The sequence below is a fragment of the Shewanella goraebulensis genome (genome assembly GCF_030252245.1).
Classification (GTDB): domain Bacteria; phylum Pseudomonadota; class Gammaproteobacteria; order Enterobacterales; family Shewanellaceae; genus Shewanella; species Shewanella goraebulensis.
In genome coordinates, this window is sequence record NZ_CP126972.1 from 3,966,480 (window position 1) to 3,985,139 (window position 18,660).

Consider the following 18,660-nt stretch of genomic DNA (forward strand, 5'->3'; position numbering starts at 1 on the left):
TCTCTTAAGTCAATATGGAAAAATATTATACGCCAGCAAAATGAGGTAATTTGTGATCAAAACAACTGATAACTCTCCAAGCTTAAATTTCGTGAACTAGACCTCGTAATTTCGAACCTGATCTTTAATAAATCTAAACCTAAAGATACAAGTGTTAACAACCTTAACAATTGCAGCGATTATATCAGTACGTTAGTAGAACAAAAAACGAACTAACATACAGACCTATCCAACCATGACTGTAAATGCAAGCTCCAATATACGAATATTCCACCTGCAGAAATGTAACACTCGTAACAAATAATATAAACGTTGCCAAGAGGTTAACTTTCGTTCACACCAATGGAGTAAAATAAAAAAGAAGGCACAAAAAAGCCGAGTCATACTCGGCTGATAAACGTATAAGCTAGCTAACTTAAATAATTAGAATGCGTATAGTAATGTCATATTGGTTTCTGTATCAGTACTTTTCTTGTCTTCTAGTGGGTCACTATTATAACGAACAATAACAGCAAATTTCATTGCTAGTGCGCCGATAATATTAGCCGTAAGTGCCGTTTCAGAGCGTCCCTCTAAGCTATCACCGTAATCAGCGACAAACAATTGAGTGAATTTTGAGCTCTCTGTAATTTCATAAGAAAAGTTTAGCGCACCGTGAGCAACCACACTGTCTTCAGTATCATAACCAAGGAGTGCAGTCTGTTCATCATCAAGCTTTTTATAAATATAACCAGGACCAATTTCAGCACTTAAAAAGGTGCGCCCAGTATCAATGAACTTATGACCGTAACCCGCAGAAGCGATTGCTTTGTAATCATAACCTGTGAACGGATCAACTTCATAGTTACCAGTAATATACATATAGTTCTTTTCATCGAACTTATAGTCACCTTGAATACCTGCATAGTATCGCTTAGCAGTGTTTTCACCAGAATCTTCTTTATATAAGCCTTCTAGTAAATATGCATTTTCCCAGTTACCTAGTTCTTGCTTAAGGCCTAGACGTGCTTTTAGTGAAGAAGTATCAGTGTTACCTGTTGTTAACGTTGCACCTAACTCCGCTTCACCAGCAAAAGTCTTATCACCCTCTACAAAGTCAGCGCCAGCATTGGCAGCAAATGGCATGGCAAGCGTTACAGCTCCAGCAAGTAGCAGTTTTTTCATGTCATTAAATCCTTTATTTACAAATAATCTAAATTCACCCCAGAAATTGAACCGCATACTAACACTTTGGTAGCAAAATTGAAAAAACTACTGCTTTTTTAATGCTTAATGTAGGCAAATACTGTGTTTACGCCAGTACTAAGCTTTTTGACTGCCAACGACCGCTACGCCAACGCCACAACATGATTAATCCACGAGTCCACTCATCAATAGCAAGGGCGCACCAGATTCCAACTAGGCCCATATCAAGGTAAATTCCGAAAAAATAGGCTAAAGGCACCGCTATGCACCACATTGAGAAGATACCCGCTATAAAGGGAAATCTTGCATCGCCACTAGCACGAAGTGCATTAATGACAATGAGGTTAAACGTTCTTCCTGGTTCCATGAATAAGGTCAGTAAAAATAACTGCCCGACCATTGCCAGAATATCTTGGTCATCAGTGAAAAAAGCTACGAGGTTTTCACCAAGTAATGCAGCCAATGCAGCTACCGCAGTTGTCAGCACTAAACCAATTTTTAAAGCGCGATACATTTGGGTTTCTGCCGATTTATACTGCTTAGCCCCTATCATGTGACCAATCATGATTTCGTTACCGATCCCAATAGATAAACCAAACAATAAAATGAACATGCAAATTTGAAAGTACAAAGCCTGAGCGGCCAGTGCTTTCTCTCCCATCAAGCCGACAAAAGCCGTCACTACCATAAATTGCAGCATCCAAGAGATATTCTCGCCTGCCGCAGGCAAACCAATATGAAAGACTTTGGCTAGCAGATGCTTTTTAGGTTTAATGATTTCTGATATCTTAAGTGGAATTTTGGTGTACTTAACAAATAAATACGCCATTAACGACATGCCAACTAAACGACCAACAACAGTACTTATTGCCACGCCAGCAACGCCCATTTGCGGAATACCAAACCAGCCGTAAAGCAGTAATAAATTGCCGCCAAATGTAATTACATTCATCAGCAGCGTCACCCACATAGCTTGCTGGGTAAAACCATGAGAACGCATACCAGCTGCTAAACACATAGCCATGGCTTCTGGGATTAAACAAATCCCTACAATTTGCAAATACAGTTTAGCGTCAGGAATTAAATCTACTGGAAGATTCATCAGGTGCAATATAAGCCCTGCCCCCATAAATACACCCAATGCTGCGGCTACACCCACCATTAAATTAAAGCCGATGGATGAGTAGACTACATCACTTGCTGTTGCTCTATTTTTAGCGCCTAAGTATTGGGTTATGACCACACTGGCACCAATACTGACGAAGCTGAATAAGGTAATTGATAATTCGAACACCATATTGCCGACAGACAATGCTGCGACACTTTGATAAGAGACGCGGCTGATCATTAAGGTATTTAATGCTGCTGTTAGAAAGTGCAGCGCGAAGTCGAAGAATAATGGCCAAGTTAACGCAAATAGCGATAGTGGTGCGTTGGGTTTTACATGCATTTTGACACTTCAATAATGGTTAAAGGTGAGCATATTCCATTACAAGGATAACAAGCATAAATGACAGTTCATTGATCATTTACGCCATAGATTTTGGCTTCATTCCATTTTTAAGGGCGGGGATAATGCGCTATAAAGCGCTTTGATACAAGCTGTTTCATTCAAGTTTATACATAAAAAAACCAGCGAAAATCGCTGGTTTTTATGAAGTTTTATTAATCAGTTAGTTACGTATTATAAAGTGAGTAAACTTCATGTAACTACAAACCAACTATTAGTTGATTTGTGGGTTTAGTTCACCTGATTGATAAGCTTTGTACATTGCTTGTAGAGACTTAGGCTTAATTTTAGAGCCCATGCCAGCACAACCAAATGCTTCATAACGAGTCGTACAAATGTCAGCCATTGCTTCCATTGACGCCTTTAAGAATTTACGTGGATCAAATTCTGATGGGTTTTCAGCAAGGAACTTACGCACTGCACCTGTTGATGCTAAACGTAAATCAGTATCGATGTTAACTTTACGAACACCGTGCTTAATACCTTCAACAATCTCTTCTAACGGCACACCGTAAGTTTCAGGGATTTCGCCGCCGTATTGGTTAATCACTTCTAACCACTCTTGTGGTACTGAAGAAGAACCGTGCATCACTAAGTGAGTGTTAGGAATACGTGCGTGGATCTCTTTGATACGGTCAATACGTAATACGTCACCGGTCGGTTTACGGCTAAACTTGTAAGCACCATGGCTAGTACCAATTGCAATGGCAAGTGCATCAACATGAGTATCAGCAACAAAACGTGCTGCTTCTTCTGGTGTTGTTAGCATTTGATCCATTGTTAAGATACCAGCTGCGCCAATACCATCTTCTTCGCCAGCTTCGCCTGTTTCTAAGCTACCTAAACAACCGATTTCACCTTCAACTGATACACCACAAGCGTGTGCAAATGCCACTGTGCGACGAGTCACATCAACGTTATATTCGTATGATGCTGGTGTTTTACCATCAGCCATCAAAGACCCATCCATCATTACTGAAGACATACCTAACTGGATAGAACGCTGACAAATATCAGGATCAGTACCATGGTCTTGGTGAATACATACTGGAATATCTGGGTATTGCTCAAGAGCTGCAGCCATCAAGTACTTAAGGAACTGAGGACGAGCATACTTACGCGCACCCGCTGAAGCCTGAACAATGACAGGGCTGTCAGTCGCTTCAGCTGCTTGCATAATTGCACGCATTTGCTCAAGGTTGTTTACGTTGAATGCTGGAACACCGTAGTTGTGTTCTGCAGCATGGTCTAACATTTGACGTAGAGATATTAAGGCCATTTTTTACTCCAAAAATAGGGTGATGTCTCACCTAGGTCGCTATCGCTTTGGATTGATTTTTATACCCTATATTACTCACTGCATTGCTATTTATCTGACGATAACCAACAATTCATTGAAAAACATGGGCGGTTTTTTTCTAATAATTATATTTTTCTAAATAGAAATCTTGCTCGGTTAAGTTGACAGCATGACGTTTACTCTTTGATAAACTGTCAGGCTGCATATTCAACTTAACCTTTTAAATTTTTTCTAATTACGCGCCGCGCTTTTCTAACATTGCAACTGCAGGTAGCTCTTTGCCTTCAAGAAATTCAAGGAAAGCACCACCACCAGTAGAAATATAAGAAACCTTATCAGCGATATCATACTTATCTACAGCCGCTAACGTATCGCCACCACCAGCAATTGAGAATGCATTTGAGTCAGCAATCGCTTGAGCTATACGTTTAGTGCCTTCGCCGAATTGATCAAATTCAAATACGCCAACAGGTCCGTTCCAAACAACCGTACCAGCAGCTTCGATGATTTTAGCTAAAGCTTCTGCGCTATCAGGGCCAATATCAAAAATCATATCGGTATCTGATACATTACTAACAGATTTTAATGTTGCTGCAGCGGTTGGGCTAAACTCGCCAGCTACTACAACATCAGTTGGCACAGGGATATCACCGCCGCGACTTTGAGCATTAGCCACTAAACGCTTAGCTTCATCGACTAAGTCAGCTTCAAATAAAGATTTACCTACTTGATGACCCGCTGCCGCGACGAATGTATTGGCAATACCACCACCAACAACTAGCTGGTCTACTTTAGTTGATAAGCTTTCAAGTACAGTTAGCTTAGTTGAGACTTTTGAGCCACCAACAATGGCAACCATTGGACGTGCCGGGTTATCTAATGCTTTACCCAGAGCAGATAATTCACCCGCTAGAAGTGGGCCTGCACAAGCTACTGATGCGTGAAGTCCAACGCCATGAGTCGATGCTTGTGCGCGATGCGCTGTACCAAATGCATCCATTACATAAACATCACAAAGTGCAGCTAATTTTTTAGCTAAAGCTTCATCGTTCTTCTTCTCACCAAGGTTAAAACGTACGTTTTCAAATACGACTACTTCACCGACTTTAGCATCGACGCCATCAAGGTAATCAGACGCTAGCGTCACAGGGCAATCAAGAGCTTCATTTAAATAGTTAACTACTGGCTGCATTGAGAACTCAGCATTGAACTCTCCTTCAGTTGGGCGACCTAAATGTGACATCACCATTACAGCTGCACCTTTCTCAAGTGCTAACTTAATCGTAGGTAGAGAAGCGCGTAAACGTGCATCACTGGTCACTACACCATCACTCACTGGTACATTTAGATCTTCACGAATAAGCACGCGCTTATTAGTTAAATCCAAGTCAATCATATTGATAATAGCCATTGAGACTTTCCTTTTAATTTAAAAACAAAACTGCTTTTGCTAATGAGCGCTTTACCCCAATTAGATAAAGCGCTCAATAGCAGTAAAATTAGTGTTCAGTATTCTTAGCGAGGATCATAGCTAAACTGGTATCTAGCATTCGATTGGCAAATCCCCACTCGTTATCACACCAAAGCAATAACTTGACCAAGTGGCCATCACTCACACGAGTTTGGGTACCATCAACAATACTGGAACGTGGGTCGTGGTTAAAATCACACGACACTAATGGTGCATCAGTATAGCCTAACACTGCATTAAATAACCCGCTGGCCGCATGCTCTAAAACATTATTTATTTTCTCAATATCAACACGCTCATTTAAGGTCACCGATAAGTCAATTGCGGTGACATTAATGGTCGGAACGCGCACTGAAATCGCTTCAAATTTATCTTTCATGTGCGGCAATATTCTCTCAATACCCCGCGCCAATTTAGTATCCACTGGAATGATTGATTGCCCCGCAGCACGGGTACGACGTAAGTCATCATGATAAGCATCAATCACTTGTTGATCGTTCATTGAAGAATGAATGGTGGTGATTGCACCACTTTTAACACCAAAATGATTATCTAGCACATCAATGACAGGCACAATACAGTTGGTGGTGCATGACGCATTTGATACCACTGTATGCTCGGCTTTAAGCAAATTATCATTCACACCAAATACAATAGTCGCATCCACATCAGCTGAAGATGGGTGGCTAATGAGAACTTGCTTGGCACCGGCTTTGATATGCGCTTCGCATTCAGCTCGATCGCCTAAGCTACCACTGCATTCATAAACGATATCAATATCGAGTTCAGACCAAGGTAATAAACTGGCATCAGGCTGATGAAATAATTGAATAACATCATCGCCGATAACTAGCTGGTCGTCTTTTAACTTAACTGTATTTTGGAAACGGCCATGAGTCGTGTCATATTGCGTGAGATGACTGATTGCGGCAGGTTTGGCAAGTTCATTAATTGCCACGATCTGGATTTCTTGACGTTTACCCGACTCGTATAATGCACGAAGGATAGAACGGCCTATACGGCCATAGCCATTAATAGCGACTCGGATCATTGAGGGTTAAGCTTCCTCTTAACAGTACTCAGTAAAAAGCAGATAAAAAAACGGCCTGCAAGTGTTTGCAGGCCGTCATTATACAGACTTAAAGGGTAAAAGTTTACCCTTATTATTTAACTGTATTTTGGTTAAACCAGTGAGTTTACTGTGTTAACCACATTTTCAACGGTAAAGCCGAAGTGCTTCAATAAGTCTCCGCCTGGCGCTGACTCACCAAAGGTAGACATACCAACAACTGCACCATTAAAGCCAACGTATTTGTACCAGTAATCAACATGAGCGGCTTCAATTGCAACACGCTTAGTAACAGAAGCAGGTAATACAGACTCTTTATAAGCTGCATCTTGCTTATCGAATACGTTAGTAGAAGGCATAGATACTACGCGAACTTTCTGGCCTTTTTCAGTTAAGGCAGCAGCAGAATCAAGTGCAAGTTGCACTTCTGAACCTGTTGCAATCAGAATCACATCAGCAGTACCTTCACAATCAGACAGTACGTAACCACCTTTAGCGACGTTAGCTAATTGCTCAGCGTTACGTGCTTGTGCTTTTAATCCTTGACGGCTAAATACAAGCGACGTTGGTGCTTTACGGTTTTCAATTGCAGACTTCCAAGATACGGCTGTTTCAGCAGCATCACATGGACGCCATACCGTCATGTTTGGCGTCATACGTAAGTTAGCAAGTTGCTCTACTGGTTGGTGAGTAGGACCATCTTCACCTTGACCAATTGAGTCATGGGTATAAACGAATACGTTTTGAATGCCCATTAGCGCAGACATACGTACTGCGTTACGTGCGTACTCCATAAACATCATGAAGGTTGCGCCGTAGTTAATGAAACCACCATGTAGCGAAGCACCATTCATAATGCCGCTCATACCGAATTCACGTACACCGTAGAAGATGTAGTTACCCGCAGGGTCGTCTTGAATACCTTTTGAACCAGACCAAAGCGTTAAGTTAGAACCGGCTAAATCAGCACTGCCGCCTAATAACTCAGGTAGCATTTCACCGAAGAAACCAATCGCATTTTGTGAAGCTTTACGACTTGCGATACCTTCAGCTTTATCTTGACACTCTTGAATGAAAGCGTTCGCTTTCTCTTCAAATTCAACAGGAAGCTCGCCAGTGATAACACGACGTTTGTATTCTGCGGCTAGCTCTGGGAACGCTGCTGTATAAGCTGCGAATTTTTCGTTCCAGCTAGCTTCGTTTGAAGCGCCAGAATCTTTAGCATCCCAACCTTCATAAACGGTTTCAGGAATTTCAAATGCAGCGTGATCCCAACCAAGGAATTCACGTGCAGCAGCAATTTCAGCATCACCAAGTGGAGCACCGTGACAATCATGGCTACCTGATTTGTTTGGCGAACCAAAACCAATCGTGGTTTTACAACAAATCATTGTTGGCTTGTCTGTTACAGACTTAGCTTCTTCGATTGCCGCGCGAATAGCATCGCTATCATGACCATCTACGTTAGCAATTACATGCCAGCCGTAAGACTCAAAACGCTTAGGCGTATCGTCTGTAAACCAACCTTCAACATGACCATCAATAGAAATACCATTGTCATCCCAGAAAGCCACAAGCTTACCAAGACCAAGTGTACCCGCTAATGAACATGCTTCATGAGAGATACCTTCCATCAAACAACCATCACCTAAGAAACAGTAAGTGAAGTGATCAACAATGTCGTGACCTGGTTGGTTGAATTGTGCAGCTAAGGTCTTTTCAGCAATCGCCATACCTACAGCGTTACTGATACCAGCGCCTAACGGGCCAGTGGTTGTTTCAACACCTGGTGTGTAACCATATTCAGGATGACCAGGGGTTTTTGAGTGAAGCTGGCGGAAGTTCTTCAACTCTTCAATAGGTAATGCATAACCTGTTAAATGCAGTAAAGAGTAGATAAGCATTGAACCATGGCCATTTGATAAAACAAAACGGTCACGATCAACCCACTCAGGGTTGTTTGGGTTGTGCTTAAGGAAGTCATTCCATAGCACTTCAGCGATGTCAGCCATCCCCATTGGTGCACCTGGGTGGCCAGAATTGGCTTTTTGAACAGCATCCATGGTTAATGCACGGATTGCGTTAGCGAGTTCTTTACGAGATGACATGCTCTCTCCTGCTTGTTATATGAGGTCTAGCGGGCAATTGTGGGGCATATTTTCCCCTACTAGGCGGTGTGACGCAAATTTTTATTAGATCTATTAACCATTTTTTACGTCTAACAGACTAATCCAAGCTAAACAAAGCGATTATTCAGGCAGACTGACACCATATTACCGATAAAATTTATATAGCTTTTTCTATCAACTAATTACTTTATATCGCTGATATTGATCCCAAACGGTAATATTCCGTAATAACAATGCGTGAATATTTATTGCCAATGGGCAATAAAAAAACCAACAAAGTGATAAACATCGACTAAAGTTATTGTTTTATTTTTAACCTTAAAGCCCTTAATCGTTACGCTATAAATAGAATAATTAGCATAAAATTCATAAGATTAATTTATTAAAAATCTGAAACAGGTCATTTTCAATTTTTCTAAATCTTTGAATGATTGCACAATTATTAACTTATATTAGTTCTAAGGGGTGTTATCCAACCTGATTTGAATTATTATAGACGTCTAGATGTAGATGCTTCTACACGTTCAAATTCCAAAAGACGAGATTTACCAACTATGGCAAACCACTTGTTCACCTCTGAGTCCGTCTCAGAAGGTCATCCAGATAAAATCGCCGATCAGATTTCTGATGCGGTATTAGACGCAATTTTAGAGCAAGACCCTAAAGCACGTGTTGCTTGTGAAACTTACGTTAAGACCGGTATGGTTTTAGTCGGCGGTGAAGTCACAACTTCAGCTTGGGTTGATATCGAAGAAATCACACGTAAGACAGTACGTGAAATTGGTTACACTCATTCAGATATGGGTTTTGATGCTGATTCTTGTGCGATTTTAAATGCCATTGGTAAACAGTCTCCAGACATTAACCAAGGTGTTGACCGTAGCGACCCAGCAGAGCAAGGCGCTGGTGACCAAGGGTTAATGTTCGGTTACGCAAGTAACGAAACCGACGTATTAATGCCTGCACCAATTACGTACGCTCACAAATTAGTGAAGCGTCAATCTGAAGTTCGTAAAGACGGTACATTACCGTGGTTACGTCCAGATGCCAAAAGCCAAGTCACTTTTGCCTATGAAAATGGCAAAATCAAGGGTATCGATGCCATAGTGCTATCGACTCAACATCGTGAAGACGTGACTCAAGAAGACTTGATTGAAGGCGTGATGGAAACCATCATTAAGCCTGTTCTACCATCACAATGGTTAAACAAAGACACTAAGTACTTCATTAACCCAACTGGTCGTTTCGTTATCGGTGGACCTGTAGGTGACTGTGGTTTAACCGGTCGTAAAATCATCGTAGATACCTACGGTGGTATGGCGCGTCACGGTGGCGGTGCTTTCTCAGGTAAAGATCCTTCAAAAGTTGACCGCAGTGCTGCTTACGCTGCACGTTACGTTGCTAAAAACATCGTTGCTGCTGGTCTTGCTGAACGCTGTGAAATCCAAGTGTCTTATGCCATTGGCGTTGCAGAACCTACTTCAATCAGCATTGAAACTTTTGGTACTGGTAAAGTATCTGAAGATGTATTGATTAAGCTTGTGCGTCAGCATTTTGAGCTTCGTCCATACGGCTTAACTGCCATGCTAGACCTTGCACGTCCTATCTATCAAAGTACTGCGGCATATGGTCACTTCGGTCGTAATGAGTTCCCTTGGGAAGCGACTGATAAAGCTGAAATCCTTCGCGCTGATGCTGGTCTATAAGTTTTAAAACTTATTGACGATTAAGCTCAATTCTGAGAAATAAAAAAACCGTCAATTGACGGTTTTTTTGTACCTTTAAAAAGTGAGTTTACCTCACTCAACTCATAAGAATTAAACTAAGACTCGATAGAATAGGTAAATAATAATCGCCCCCACAGTTAACACTGATGGGTAAAACGTTAAACTGAAACCAATCGATCTTGCTCCTGCGCCTTTATCGTATCCTCGCATAAACAAAATTCGGCCAATAAAGAATAAAACTGAAATCAACGCAATTAACGACATGTAATCAGCTGGCATGATAAAAGCCCATAAAAAGTAAACACTCATTACAATACAAAATTGCTCTAAGGTATTTTGCAGCACGTTTTGTAAACGCCTTACCCGCTCCGACTCTTTATTAAAACTGCGTCCATCAATATCTTCAGAGTTAAAAAAACGATGTTTAGCTACTCGGGCAACAGCAATAATCAAACTTAACGTAGGCAAAAGCATGCCATAGGCATAAATAATCAACCTTTCAATTAAGGACTGTGGTTCACTAAATTCAAATGGATTAGCTAACGCGCCATAAATGACGACTGCAAAGGAAACAACCATGCCCACCACTATTCCTTTGGTGACATCACGTTGCTGATTAGCAAATTTTGTTTGGTTTGGATCTACTCTTAAAATTGGCATTATCTCTCCCTGTAATTAATGCTCAACTATCTTTAAAATAGTGACCTAGATGATCCTTCATTGACTCGGTCACTTTCCAAAGCTCACTCCAATGAGCAAGTAGTGCTTAATAATCGACTATCGATTTAGCTGGACCTTCTGCCTAGTTAAACTATAGTCATTGCCAGCCATTCTGCCGATGGCATCTAACTTTTCACTGTCTATTTTAAAGTCGGTGACTGCATCATCACGTACATGAATTGCTACCACATCCCCCAGTACAAGATGCCCAGACATAGGTTCTTGGCCTAAATCAACTATCTGATTTAACCGACATTCAAAACTAACTAAAGCTTGTTTGACTCTATGAGGAGCCACAATTGATGATGCCAGCTTTTCAACACTCGCATATTCAAACTCATCTTCATCGGCAGGTAATTGATGGCAAGTTTGATTCATCACCGCTAAGTCTTGATAACTCACACTATTGATCACAAACTCTTGCTGTTCACGAATATTAGTCAAGGTATCTTTTTCTAGCCCTTTATCAGTGCTCATTGGGTTAAAGCACAACACTGGGGGGTTAGCACTTGCAACCGTAAAGAATGAAAATGGTGCTAAGTTACTCACCCCACTTTTTGATATCGTTGAAACCCAAGCAATAGGTCTTGGACTTACACCACCAATTAATAATTTATAAACCTGTTGCGCTGTTAACGCCTGCGGCAAAAATTCCATTTCAATCTCTAGCTGTTTTAAACAATAACTCACTATTTCCAAACACGGGTTATTTGGTGGAAATAATAAATTAAATAAGTTACTTACTAAGCTATCACCCAATAAATCTTCAAACAAGTCTAAATAAACCAAGTCTAGATGAAACAAGCTATTAACATAATTTATCAGTCATTTTTATTAAATTTTGTATAAATATCCCTCAAAATCACCACTATTAATACGCAAATAATCACAAATAAGCGATACTCTTGCCTCTTTTTAAAGTCAGCTTGTCTGTATTTTCAACCTCGCTGCTTAATTGAAAACCTTCCAAGTCGTGATTTGTTACTATGGAGGTTAATGACATTAAAGGTATATCTTCAACATTAATTAAGGACAAATAATGCACACTGCAAAGTGGTTTTATCCTTCAAAACTTAACTTAAAGAGTGACACGAAGAATGGCCAGATATCTAGCGATCAAAGGAAGTGGTCTGAGCTAAAGCTGTTTTATCGTCAACATTTACCTTATTCTAAACCCAATATTAATGATCAAATAGCACTCATAAGGTTAGCCACTCAGTTGGGGCAGTCAAACCATCAGCCTGATTCGATTCAGTTAGGTTCGATAAAGGTACTCCCTGACTCCGACTTGCAACAAACGAGTGTAATTAATGAAAAGTTACTTAATGAGCAAGCCAAGATAACGGCTGCTATTAGATTAAAAACAATAGGAAAGAGCCAGTTAATCACAGGGCTTGTTGTCGCAAAGCATGCGAGAGGAAAAGGGTTAGCTCACCAGTTAATGAACTTTATTCGTCCTAAACTGTTGAAAACACGCAGTTACGTTTTCGCGATTCCAGAGTTAGAGAGTTTTTATCAAGCTTATGGCTTTCATCAAATCAAAAGCATTAGTCAAAATAATTTGGTTGATAATGATGTACTACAACAGTTTGATAAATACCATAGTCTGGAAAGGCCTCTAATACTGATGAAGAAAGCCACCGAATAACAAGCCTAAATTAACAGTGATCAAAATGAGATGTTTCTAAGCACATAAACGAAATTTGCTGCAAGCTAAGCACTGGCACATTGACGGTCTTAGCCGCTGACAACTCAACTGTTTTATCTTCATCTAGTAAAGTTATTGCTTCTTCATAACCATTGGTGCGACCGCAATCGATAACACCCAACTCAGTGTCGACGATATAAAAAAATCTTGATTTCGAATTACTATCAGTACTTAGTTCGAGCTCATATGCTGAATAGCTTTTATCCAATGATGCCAGTACCCCAACGACAATTTTTAAGTTCTCAAACGCCCCTAACCTTAAATGTAAGTAAGGCTGAAATATTTGCTCAAACTGCTGCTGATTATCTTGCTGGTTTTGTTCCATATGATTACTACTCACCATTAAATACATTTCATTTGATTATTTAGTGCTGTTTGCTGCAAAAAGTTAATTAGTTCTTCATGACCAACAAATAATAATCACGTTGTTGAAAGCTAAAATAGTCCACCACTTCCATTGCTGATTTTTTAGTATGGGCAGCAAAAGAAATCGCATTATCTTCTGCGATAAATGTCACCATAAAACTGTATTTCATCGCAGCTTTACGTTGAATACCTTTTACTAAGTGCTCAAAAATCCCTTGCCCTCGATGGGATGGATGGATCCAAATCGGACCATATTGGCAGCTATTTTGCGATGTCACGCGGCTAAAACCCATTTCGATATCACTGAGTTTTCGTAATACCTGCGCATAAATACCCCAAGCTTGAAACCAAGACCAAGGCCCTGCAATCACGTAACCAATAATCGATTTAACGCTAACTCCTGGTGAAGCTGTATCAGTGTTTAATTCAGCTAACATTATCCAGCCTTGTTTTATTAGCTCGCTGATTTGTACTTTAGAAAAACACTGGCCAGACATTGTATCGGCAGAAGAAGACAATTCATCATTCATGTATTGCAGCTCTAGATCTGCAATATTTACGGCATCAACCTCTGTGGCTAAACGGTATTTAATGCTCATTTATTGTGTTCGTCACTTTTTTCATGTTCATTAGCCTTATTATTTTGATTGGTGTGCTGTTTTTGCGCCCAGTCAAAAACGAGCGCTACAGGATAAGGCGCCATAATGAGTAAACCTACACCTATTAAACTGGCGATAATCAACATCCCACTTATTTCATTAGCGACATCAGTGAGTAAATATAATCCTGCACCAATACCAACACACAACAAACCAAACATATGCAGAACTTTAAAAAATTTACTCATGTGAGACTCTTTCGCTAAAAAATATTGATTTAAAGGATTTCAGTTTGCCATCTGAACATCGAATTAGTTCAAAAACAGCACAATGCATGGTGTGAGTGACAAATATTAGATTAATTCTACTTCAGGATGAAAATAACCCCAAAACACAGTATATACTATCGGAAATAGCGTCCCCATTGGAATAAGTCCATCATGATAAAACCCATTTTCACCGCTTGTGTGGTTATTTTCGGTCTTAGTGCTTGTCAAAGCAACAGCCATCCGGCTGAAGAAATTAATCTAATCGGTAATTGGTATGTAGAATCAGCTTTATCTGAAGCTGTCATTAATCACAGTCCTGCTCAAATTACCTTTGCCGCTGATGGCAAGTTGTCTGGCAATAACAGCTGCAACCAATTTTTTGGTGAATATCAGCAAAATGAAAATCAATTAACTCTGTCACCTGCTGGTTCAAGTATGATGGCTTGTGTCGATATGCTTATGCAGCAAGAGCAACGTATTATGAAGGCCATGCCAATGGTGACTAATATTAAGCGTTCAAAATCTGGCAAGCTATTATTAAAATCAGATGCTGGCGCTAATCTACTGGTATTAAGCCAACTCGATGAATAAGTGCCTTAATTGATTTAAATAGTTAACAATCGTAAAAACGAGTAAAAAAAGAGTGAAGCCATGGCTTCACTCTTTTTTATGCGTTTAGTACGTAACTTTACCAGGTTAACTGCTTGTTTTGACGTTATCTTCAACCTTTTGAGCTAAATCAACTTCAGCATGCTGAGCAATAATCGCTGATTGCTCCATGTCAGCATTGTAGTGTTCAACATCTAATTCATCTTCTGAACGAGCAATAATCGTCGTTGCCACTAAATCACCTGATACGTTAACCACGGTACGTGCCATATCTAGCACACGGTCAATACCAGCAATAATTGCCACACCTTCTAACGGTAAACCAACTGTGGTTAATACTAACGTTAACATCACAAGGCCTGCACCAGGTACGCCAGCAGTACCAATAGACGCAAGTGTAGCGGTTAATATAATGGTGATGTAATCAACCCATGTTAAATCGATACCAAAAGCTTGAGCGACGAATAACGCCGTTACACCTTGATAAAGCGCAGTGCCATCCATGTTGATGGTCGTACCCAGTGGCAGTACAAAACTTGATATCTTCTTGTTGATACCTAAGTTTTCACTGGCACATTTCATACTCGCAGGTAAGGTACCCGCAGAGCTAGAAGTGGTAAATGCCACTGCCATTGCATTACCGATGCCTTTGAAGAACTGCAGTGGATTAAGTTTACCAAATACACTTAACACTAAGCTGTAGAAACCTAAGATATGTAATGCACAACCAACGTAGACTGCCACAATGACCTTAATCAATGGCAATAACATGTCGAGTCCATACTCACCAGCAACCCATGCCATCAAGCCAAATACACCATAAGGTGCTAGCTTCATCACTAAGTCAGTCAGTTTAAACATCGCTTCAGCTAAACTTTCAAATACGCGAATAGCAGGTTTACCGTGATCGCCAATTAACACCAATGAAATACCCAGTGCGACAGCAAACACAATCACTTGTAAAATTTGACCACTTGCTAGAGCGGCAACAGGATTAGTCGGCACGATATTGATCAAAGTGTCCATTAATGTCGGCACTTCTTTCACTTCATTTATAATTTCGCTGCTCTGTAAGCCAAGACCAGTGCCCGGCATCATGATATTACCGACTAGCAAACCAATACTAATTGCGATAGACGTTGTACCTAAATAGAACGCAAATGACTTAAAGCCAATTCGCCCCATTTTGGCCGTGTCTTGCATTGAAGTCACACCCACAATTAAAGAACAAAACACGAGTGGCACAATTAACATTTTAATGGTGTTAACAAACAAGGTACCAATAGGCTTAAGGTAACTCGCATCTTCACCTAGGCTGACCCCGGCGATAATACCTAGCACCATCCCAATAAGGATTTGTAACCATAACGGAACTGACATCCAACGCGACCAAACTCGACGTGGAAAAGACGGAGCATGTTTTGACATGATGTAAACCTTGCTGATTGAGTAAATAAGTAGTGCGTAATTCGCTGCCGAACGGCTTATTAAATTAGAAGATGGCAATAATCAATAAAATCGGCGCGGCATACTAGCACGACAATCATGATTGATTGGATGATCTATATCATCTTACGCAGGTCTAGTAGTGAATAAATTACATTAGGCCTCAAAAATATACTTAACCTTGCCTTTTCCAACTTTTGTAGGATATAACGCTGCTGGCGGTCTCTCCCTTTCAATCAAATAGCTCCAATAATCATCATCAAATCCAGCAAATAGATTTTTGTGCTCACCACGAGACTTTAAAATTAGCCACCACCACACCATCGCCCATAATCCAAAAGTGAATAAGGTCAAAATAAAGTGCAACACATGATTAATTGCAGGCTGTGCATTAGCGGAGGCTGTAGTAGGATGTGACACCTGTATAGGCTTGCTCGCAGCGCAACCAATGCGATTAGAGCGAGCAAAGTAACGGTATACTCTGAATTGATATTTTGATTTATTCATAGCATTCTCTCAAACCATACAAGATGAATATTAAGCATAGCAGCTTAGACTTTAGTCGAATAAAAATGTGGTGAAAATTTATTTATTTTTCGCCTCAAGGAGCCACAATGAAAATAAGAAAAGGCCAACTATCAGATTTACCAGTATTAGTTGAATTCAATCAAGCCATGGCAATGGAGACAGAAAGCTTGTCTTTAGACAATGAACTGCTCACCAAAGGCGTAAGCACTATGCTTAACAGTCCTGAAAAAGGCTTCTATTTAGTGGCCGAAATAGAGGGCGAAATTGCAGGTTCATTAATGGTCACACTTGAATGGAGTGATTGGCGAGCAACAAACTACTGCTGGATACAAAGTGTATATATTCGCCCGCAAAATCGTCGCCAAGGGATATATGCCAAACTTTATCAAACGGTAAAATCAATGGCTGTCGATATTGGCGGCGCGGCGAGTTTCAGACTGTATGTTGAACATGATAATTTACGCGCTCAAAAAACCTATGAATCATTAGGGATGGAGCAAAGCCACTACCTGATGTACGAAGAGCTTACTGAAGGTTCAAAGGCATAACGTATAGCAATAACACGATTGGATGGTATAAATCGCAAACAAAAAAGGCTTTCATTTGAAAGCCTTTTTATTGTTTACAACACTAAGTAGATTAATTAGCGCACGTTTATGCACACAAATTAGTGACCTTAATTGCTAACCCACCTTGGCTGGTTTCACGGTATTTAGAGTGCATGTCCTTTCCTGTTTCGTACATAGTCGCAATCACTTTATCTAAACTAACTCGTGGCTCTGAATTACGGCGTAGCGCCATACGAGATGAGTTAATCGCCTTAACTGACGCTATCGCATTACGTTCAATACACGGTACCTGAACTTGGCCTGCAACAGGATCGCACGTTAAACCTAAGTTGTGCTCCATGCCAATTTCTGCCGCCATACACACTTGCGCAGGTGAGCCGCCCATAAGCTCAGCTAAGCCTGCAGCCGCCATTGAACACGCCACGCCAACTTCCCCCTGACAACCCACCTCGGCGCCCGAAATCGATGCATTACGTTTATAAAGCGAACCCACCGCAGCTGCAGCTAAAAAGAAGCGGCTACATTCTTTTGGACCCACTTTTTGAATGAACTTATTGTAGTAAGCTAGCACAGCTGGAATGATCCCTGCAGCGCCATTGGTAGGCGATGTCACTACACGACCACCAGCTGCATTTTCTTCACTCACAGCTAACGCAAATAAGTTAACCCAGTCAATTATTTCCATCGGATCATTACTGAGTTTTTCACTGCGCATCAATTCACGGTGTAAAGCAGGAGCACGGCGAGATACCTTTAGCGGGCCAGCTAGAACACCTTCAGTATTACAGCCTTTATCAATGGCATTTTGCATTGTTTTCCAGACTAAACTGAAGCCAGAATACATATCTTCTTCACTGCGAAAGCATAACTCATTTTGCTTCATCAAGCCGCTAATGCTTAAACCCGAGTCTTTACAATGAGCGACTAATTCGTCTGCAAAATTAAAGTGATAAGGCACTTCAACACCATTTACATGGCTTTGGTTAAACTCACTTTCTTCAACGATGAAGCCACCGCCGATAGAGTAATAAGTGTTGCTATAAACACATTTGTCACCAATCCAAGCGTGTAATTTCATACCGTTTTCATGTAAAGGTAACGTATCGCTATGGAAAATAAGCGCATCACGTGGAAAATCAACGTGATGAATCGCATCACCAATTATAATTTCCTGAGTTTTCTCAACCTGAGCAATAAAAGGTTCAATACTGTCGATTTCAACCGTTTCAGGCTCGTTACCAGCAAGGCCCATAATAATCGCAATATCAGTATGGTGACCTTTACCAGTCAAAGACAGTGAACCGTATACATCGACGGTAAACTTAGTGATTTGTGTTAGTTGACCTTGCTCGATTAAATCATTAATAAAACAATTTGCCGCTTTCATAGGCCCAACGGTATGAGAACTAGAAGGACCAATACCAATCTTAAAGATTTCAAATGCACTAAACATAA

At 40.6% G+C, this 18,660-nt stretch carries 18 protein-coding genes; 4 read left to right on the forward strand and 14 right to left on the reverse strand.

The window, feature by feature from the left end; genetic code table 11:
- Positions 1 to 423: 423 nt before the first annotated feature.
- The 6 genes from QPX86_RS16780 to tkt form a co-directional block, all read right to left on the reverse strand.
- A complete protein-coding gene (locus QPX86_RS16780) occupies positions 424 to 1,164 on the reverse strand; it encodes a DUF481 domain-containing protein (RefSeq protein ID WP_220753929.1) in 741 nt (246 codons plus the stop codon).
- A 127-nt stretch (positions 1,165 to 1,291) separates the two neighbouring features.
- A complete protein-coding gene (locus tag QPX86_RS16785; RefSeq protein ID WP_285163267.1) occupies positions 1,292 to 2,635 on the reverse strand; it encodes an MATE family efflux transporter in 1,344 nt (447 codons plus the stop codon).
- 274 nt (positions 2,636 to 2,909) lie between these two features.
- A complete protein-coding gene (fba, locus tag QPX86_RS16790) occupies positions 2,910 to 3,974 on the reverse strand; it encodes a class II fructose-bisphosphate aldolase (RefSeq protein WP_220753927.1) in 1,065 nt (354 codons plus the stop codon).
- A 256-nt stretch (positions 3,975 to 4,230) separates the two neighbouring features.
- The gene (locus QPX86_RS16795) at positions 4,231 to 5,406 is read right to left on the reverse strand and encodes a phosphoglycerate kinase (protein WP_220753926.1); all 1,176 of its coding nucleotides are present in this window, start codon (positions 5,404 to 5,406) and stop codon (positions 4,231 to 4,233) included.
- Positions 5,407 to 5,494: 88 nt separating this feature from the next.
- The gene (gene epd / locus QPX86_RS16800; RefSeq protein ID WP_285163268.1) at positions 5,495 to 6,517 is read right to left on the reverse strand and encodes an erythrose-4-phosphate dehydrogenase; all 1,023 of its coding nucleotides are present in this window, start codon (positions 6,515 to 6,517) and stop codon (positions 5,495 to 5,497) included.
- A gap of 131 nt (positions 6,518 to 6,648) precedes the next feature.
- Positions 6,649 to 8,643: a transketolase gene (gene tkt, locus QPX86_RS16805; protein ID WP_285163269.1), complete on the reverse strand. Its 1,995-nt coding sequence runs from the start codon at positions 8,641 to 8,643 to the stop codon at positions 6,649 to 6,651.
- A 575-nt stretch (positions 8,644 to 9,218) separates the two neighbouring features.
- Between tkt and metK the strand changes: the two genes are divergently transcribed.
- Positions 9,219 to 10,370: a methionine adenosyltransferase gene (gene metK / locus QPX86_RS16810; protein WP_220753923.1), complete on the forward strand. Its 1,152-nt coding sequence runs from the start codon at positions 9,219 to 9,221 to the stop codon at positions 10,368 to 10,370.
- 111 nt (positions 10,371 to 10,481) lie between these two features.
- On the opposite strand, the gene QPX86_RS16815 is transcribed toward metK, so the two are convergent.
- Both QPX86_RS16815 and QPX86_RS16820 read right to left on the reverse strand, forming a co-directional pair.
- Positions 10,482 to 11,051: an MAPEG family protein gene (locus QPX86_RS16815; RefSeq protein ID WP_220753922.1), complete on the reverse strand. Its 570-nt coding sequence runs from the start codon at positions 11,049 to 11,051 to the stop codon at positions 10,482 to 10,484.
- A gap of 117 nt (positions 11,052 to 11,168) precedes the next feature.
- Positions 11,169 to 11,768, reverse strand: a complete 600-nt coding sequence (locus QPX86_RS16820) for a flavin reductase family protein (protein WP_220753921.1) — start codon at positions 11,766 to 11,768, stop codon at positions 11,169 to 11,171.
- A 382-nt stretch (positions 11,769 to 12,150) separates the two neighbouring features.
- Here QPX86_RS16820 and QPX86_RS16825 point away from each other — a divergent pair, with 382 nt between their 5' ends.
- Positions 12,151 to 12,759, forward strand: a complete 609-nt coding sequence (locus QPX86_RS16825; protein ID WP_285163270.1) for a GNAT family N-acetyltransferase — start codon at positions 12,151 to 12,153, stop codon at positions 12,757 to 12,759.
- Between the two features lie 10 nt (positions 12,760 to 12,769).
- Here the strand turns inward: QPX86_RS16825 and QPX86_RS16830 are convergent, their stop codons facing one another.
- The 3 genes from QPX86_RS16830 to QPX86_RS16840 form a co-directional block, all read right to left on the reverse strand.
- Positions 12,770 to 13,144: a hypothetical protein gene (locus QPX86_RS16830; RefSeq protein WP_285163271.1), complete on the reverse strand. Its 375-nt coding sequence runs from the start codon at positions 13,142 to 13,144 to the stop codon at positions 12,770 to 12,772.
- 67 nt (positions 13,145 to 13,211) lie between these two features.
- On the reverse strand, positions 13,212 to 13,784 hold the full coding sequence (locus QPX86_RS16835) for a GNAT family N-acetyltransferase (RefSeq protein ID WP_285163272.1): 573 nt from the start codon (positions 13,782 to 13,784) through the stop codon (positions 13,212 to 13,214).
- Positions 13,781 to 14,032, reverse strand: coding sequence for a hypothetical protein (locus QPX86_RS16840; RefSeq protein ID WP_220753917.1), 252 nt, complete (start codon positions 14,030 to 14,032; stop codon positions 13,781 to 13,783). The genes QPX86_RS16835 and QPX86_RS16840 overlap by 4 nt, the downstream gene beginning before the upstream one ends.
- A gap of 192 nt (positions 14,033 to 14,224) precedes the next feature.
- Here QPX86_RS16840 and QPX86_RS16845 point away from each other — a divergent pair, with 192 nt between their 5' ends.
- Positions 14,225 to 14,644, forward strand: a complete 420-nt coding sequence (locus QPX86_RS16845) for an META domain-containing protein (protein ID WP_220753916.1) — start codon at positions 14,225 to 14,227, stop codon at positions 14,642 to 14,644.
- A 105-nt stretch (positions 14,645 to 14,749) separates the two neighbouring features.
- Here QPX86_RS16845 and QPX86_RS16850 read toward each other — a convergent pair whose 3' ends face one another.
- Together QPX86_RS16850 and QPX86_RS16855 are read right to left on the reverse strand one after the other, a co-directional pair.
- Positions 14,750 to 16,090 (reverse strand): dicarboxylate/amino acid:cation symporter, encoded by a 1,341-nt coding sequence (locus QPX86_RS16850; protein ID WP_285163273.1) that lies wholly within the window; start codon positions 16,088 to 16,090, stop codon positions 14,750 to 14,752.
- Positions 16,091 to 16,264: 174 nt separating this feature from the next.
- Positions 16,265 to 16,615 (reverse strand): hypothetical protein, encoded by a 351-nt coding sequence (locus tag QPX86_RS16855; protein WP_285163274.1) that lies wholly within the window; start codon positions 16,613 to 16,615, stop codon positions 16,265 to 16,267.
- Between the two features lie 107 nt (positions 16,616 to 16,722).
- Between QPX86_RS16855 and QPX86_RS16860 the strand changes: the two genes are divergently transcribed.
- The gene (locus tag QPX86_RS16860; protein WP_285163275.1) at positions 16,723 to 17,184 is read left to right on the forward strand and encodes a GNAT family N-acetyltransferase; all 462 of its coding nucleotides are present in this window, start codon (positions 16,723 to 16,725) and stop codon (positions 17,182 to 17,184) included.
- A 106-nt stretch (positions 17,185 to 17,290) separates the two neighbouring features.
- Here QPX86_RS16860 and QPX86_RS16865 read toward each other — a convergent pair whose 3' ends face one another.
- Positions 17,291 to 18,658, reverse strand: a complete 1,368-nt coding sequence (locus QPX86_RS16865; protein ID WP_285163276.1) for an L-serine ammonia-lyase — start codon at positions 18,656 to 18,658, stop codon at positions 17,291 to 17,293.
- Positions 18,659 to 18,660: the final 2 nt, after the last annotated feature.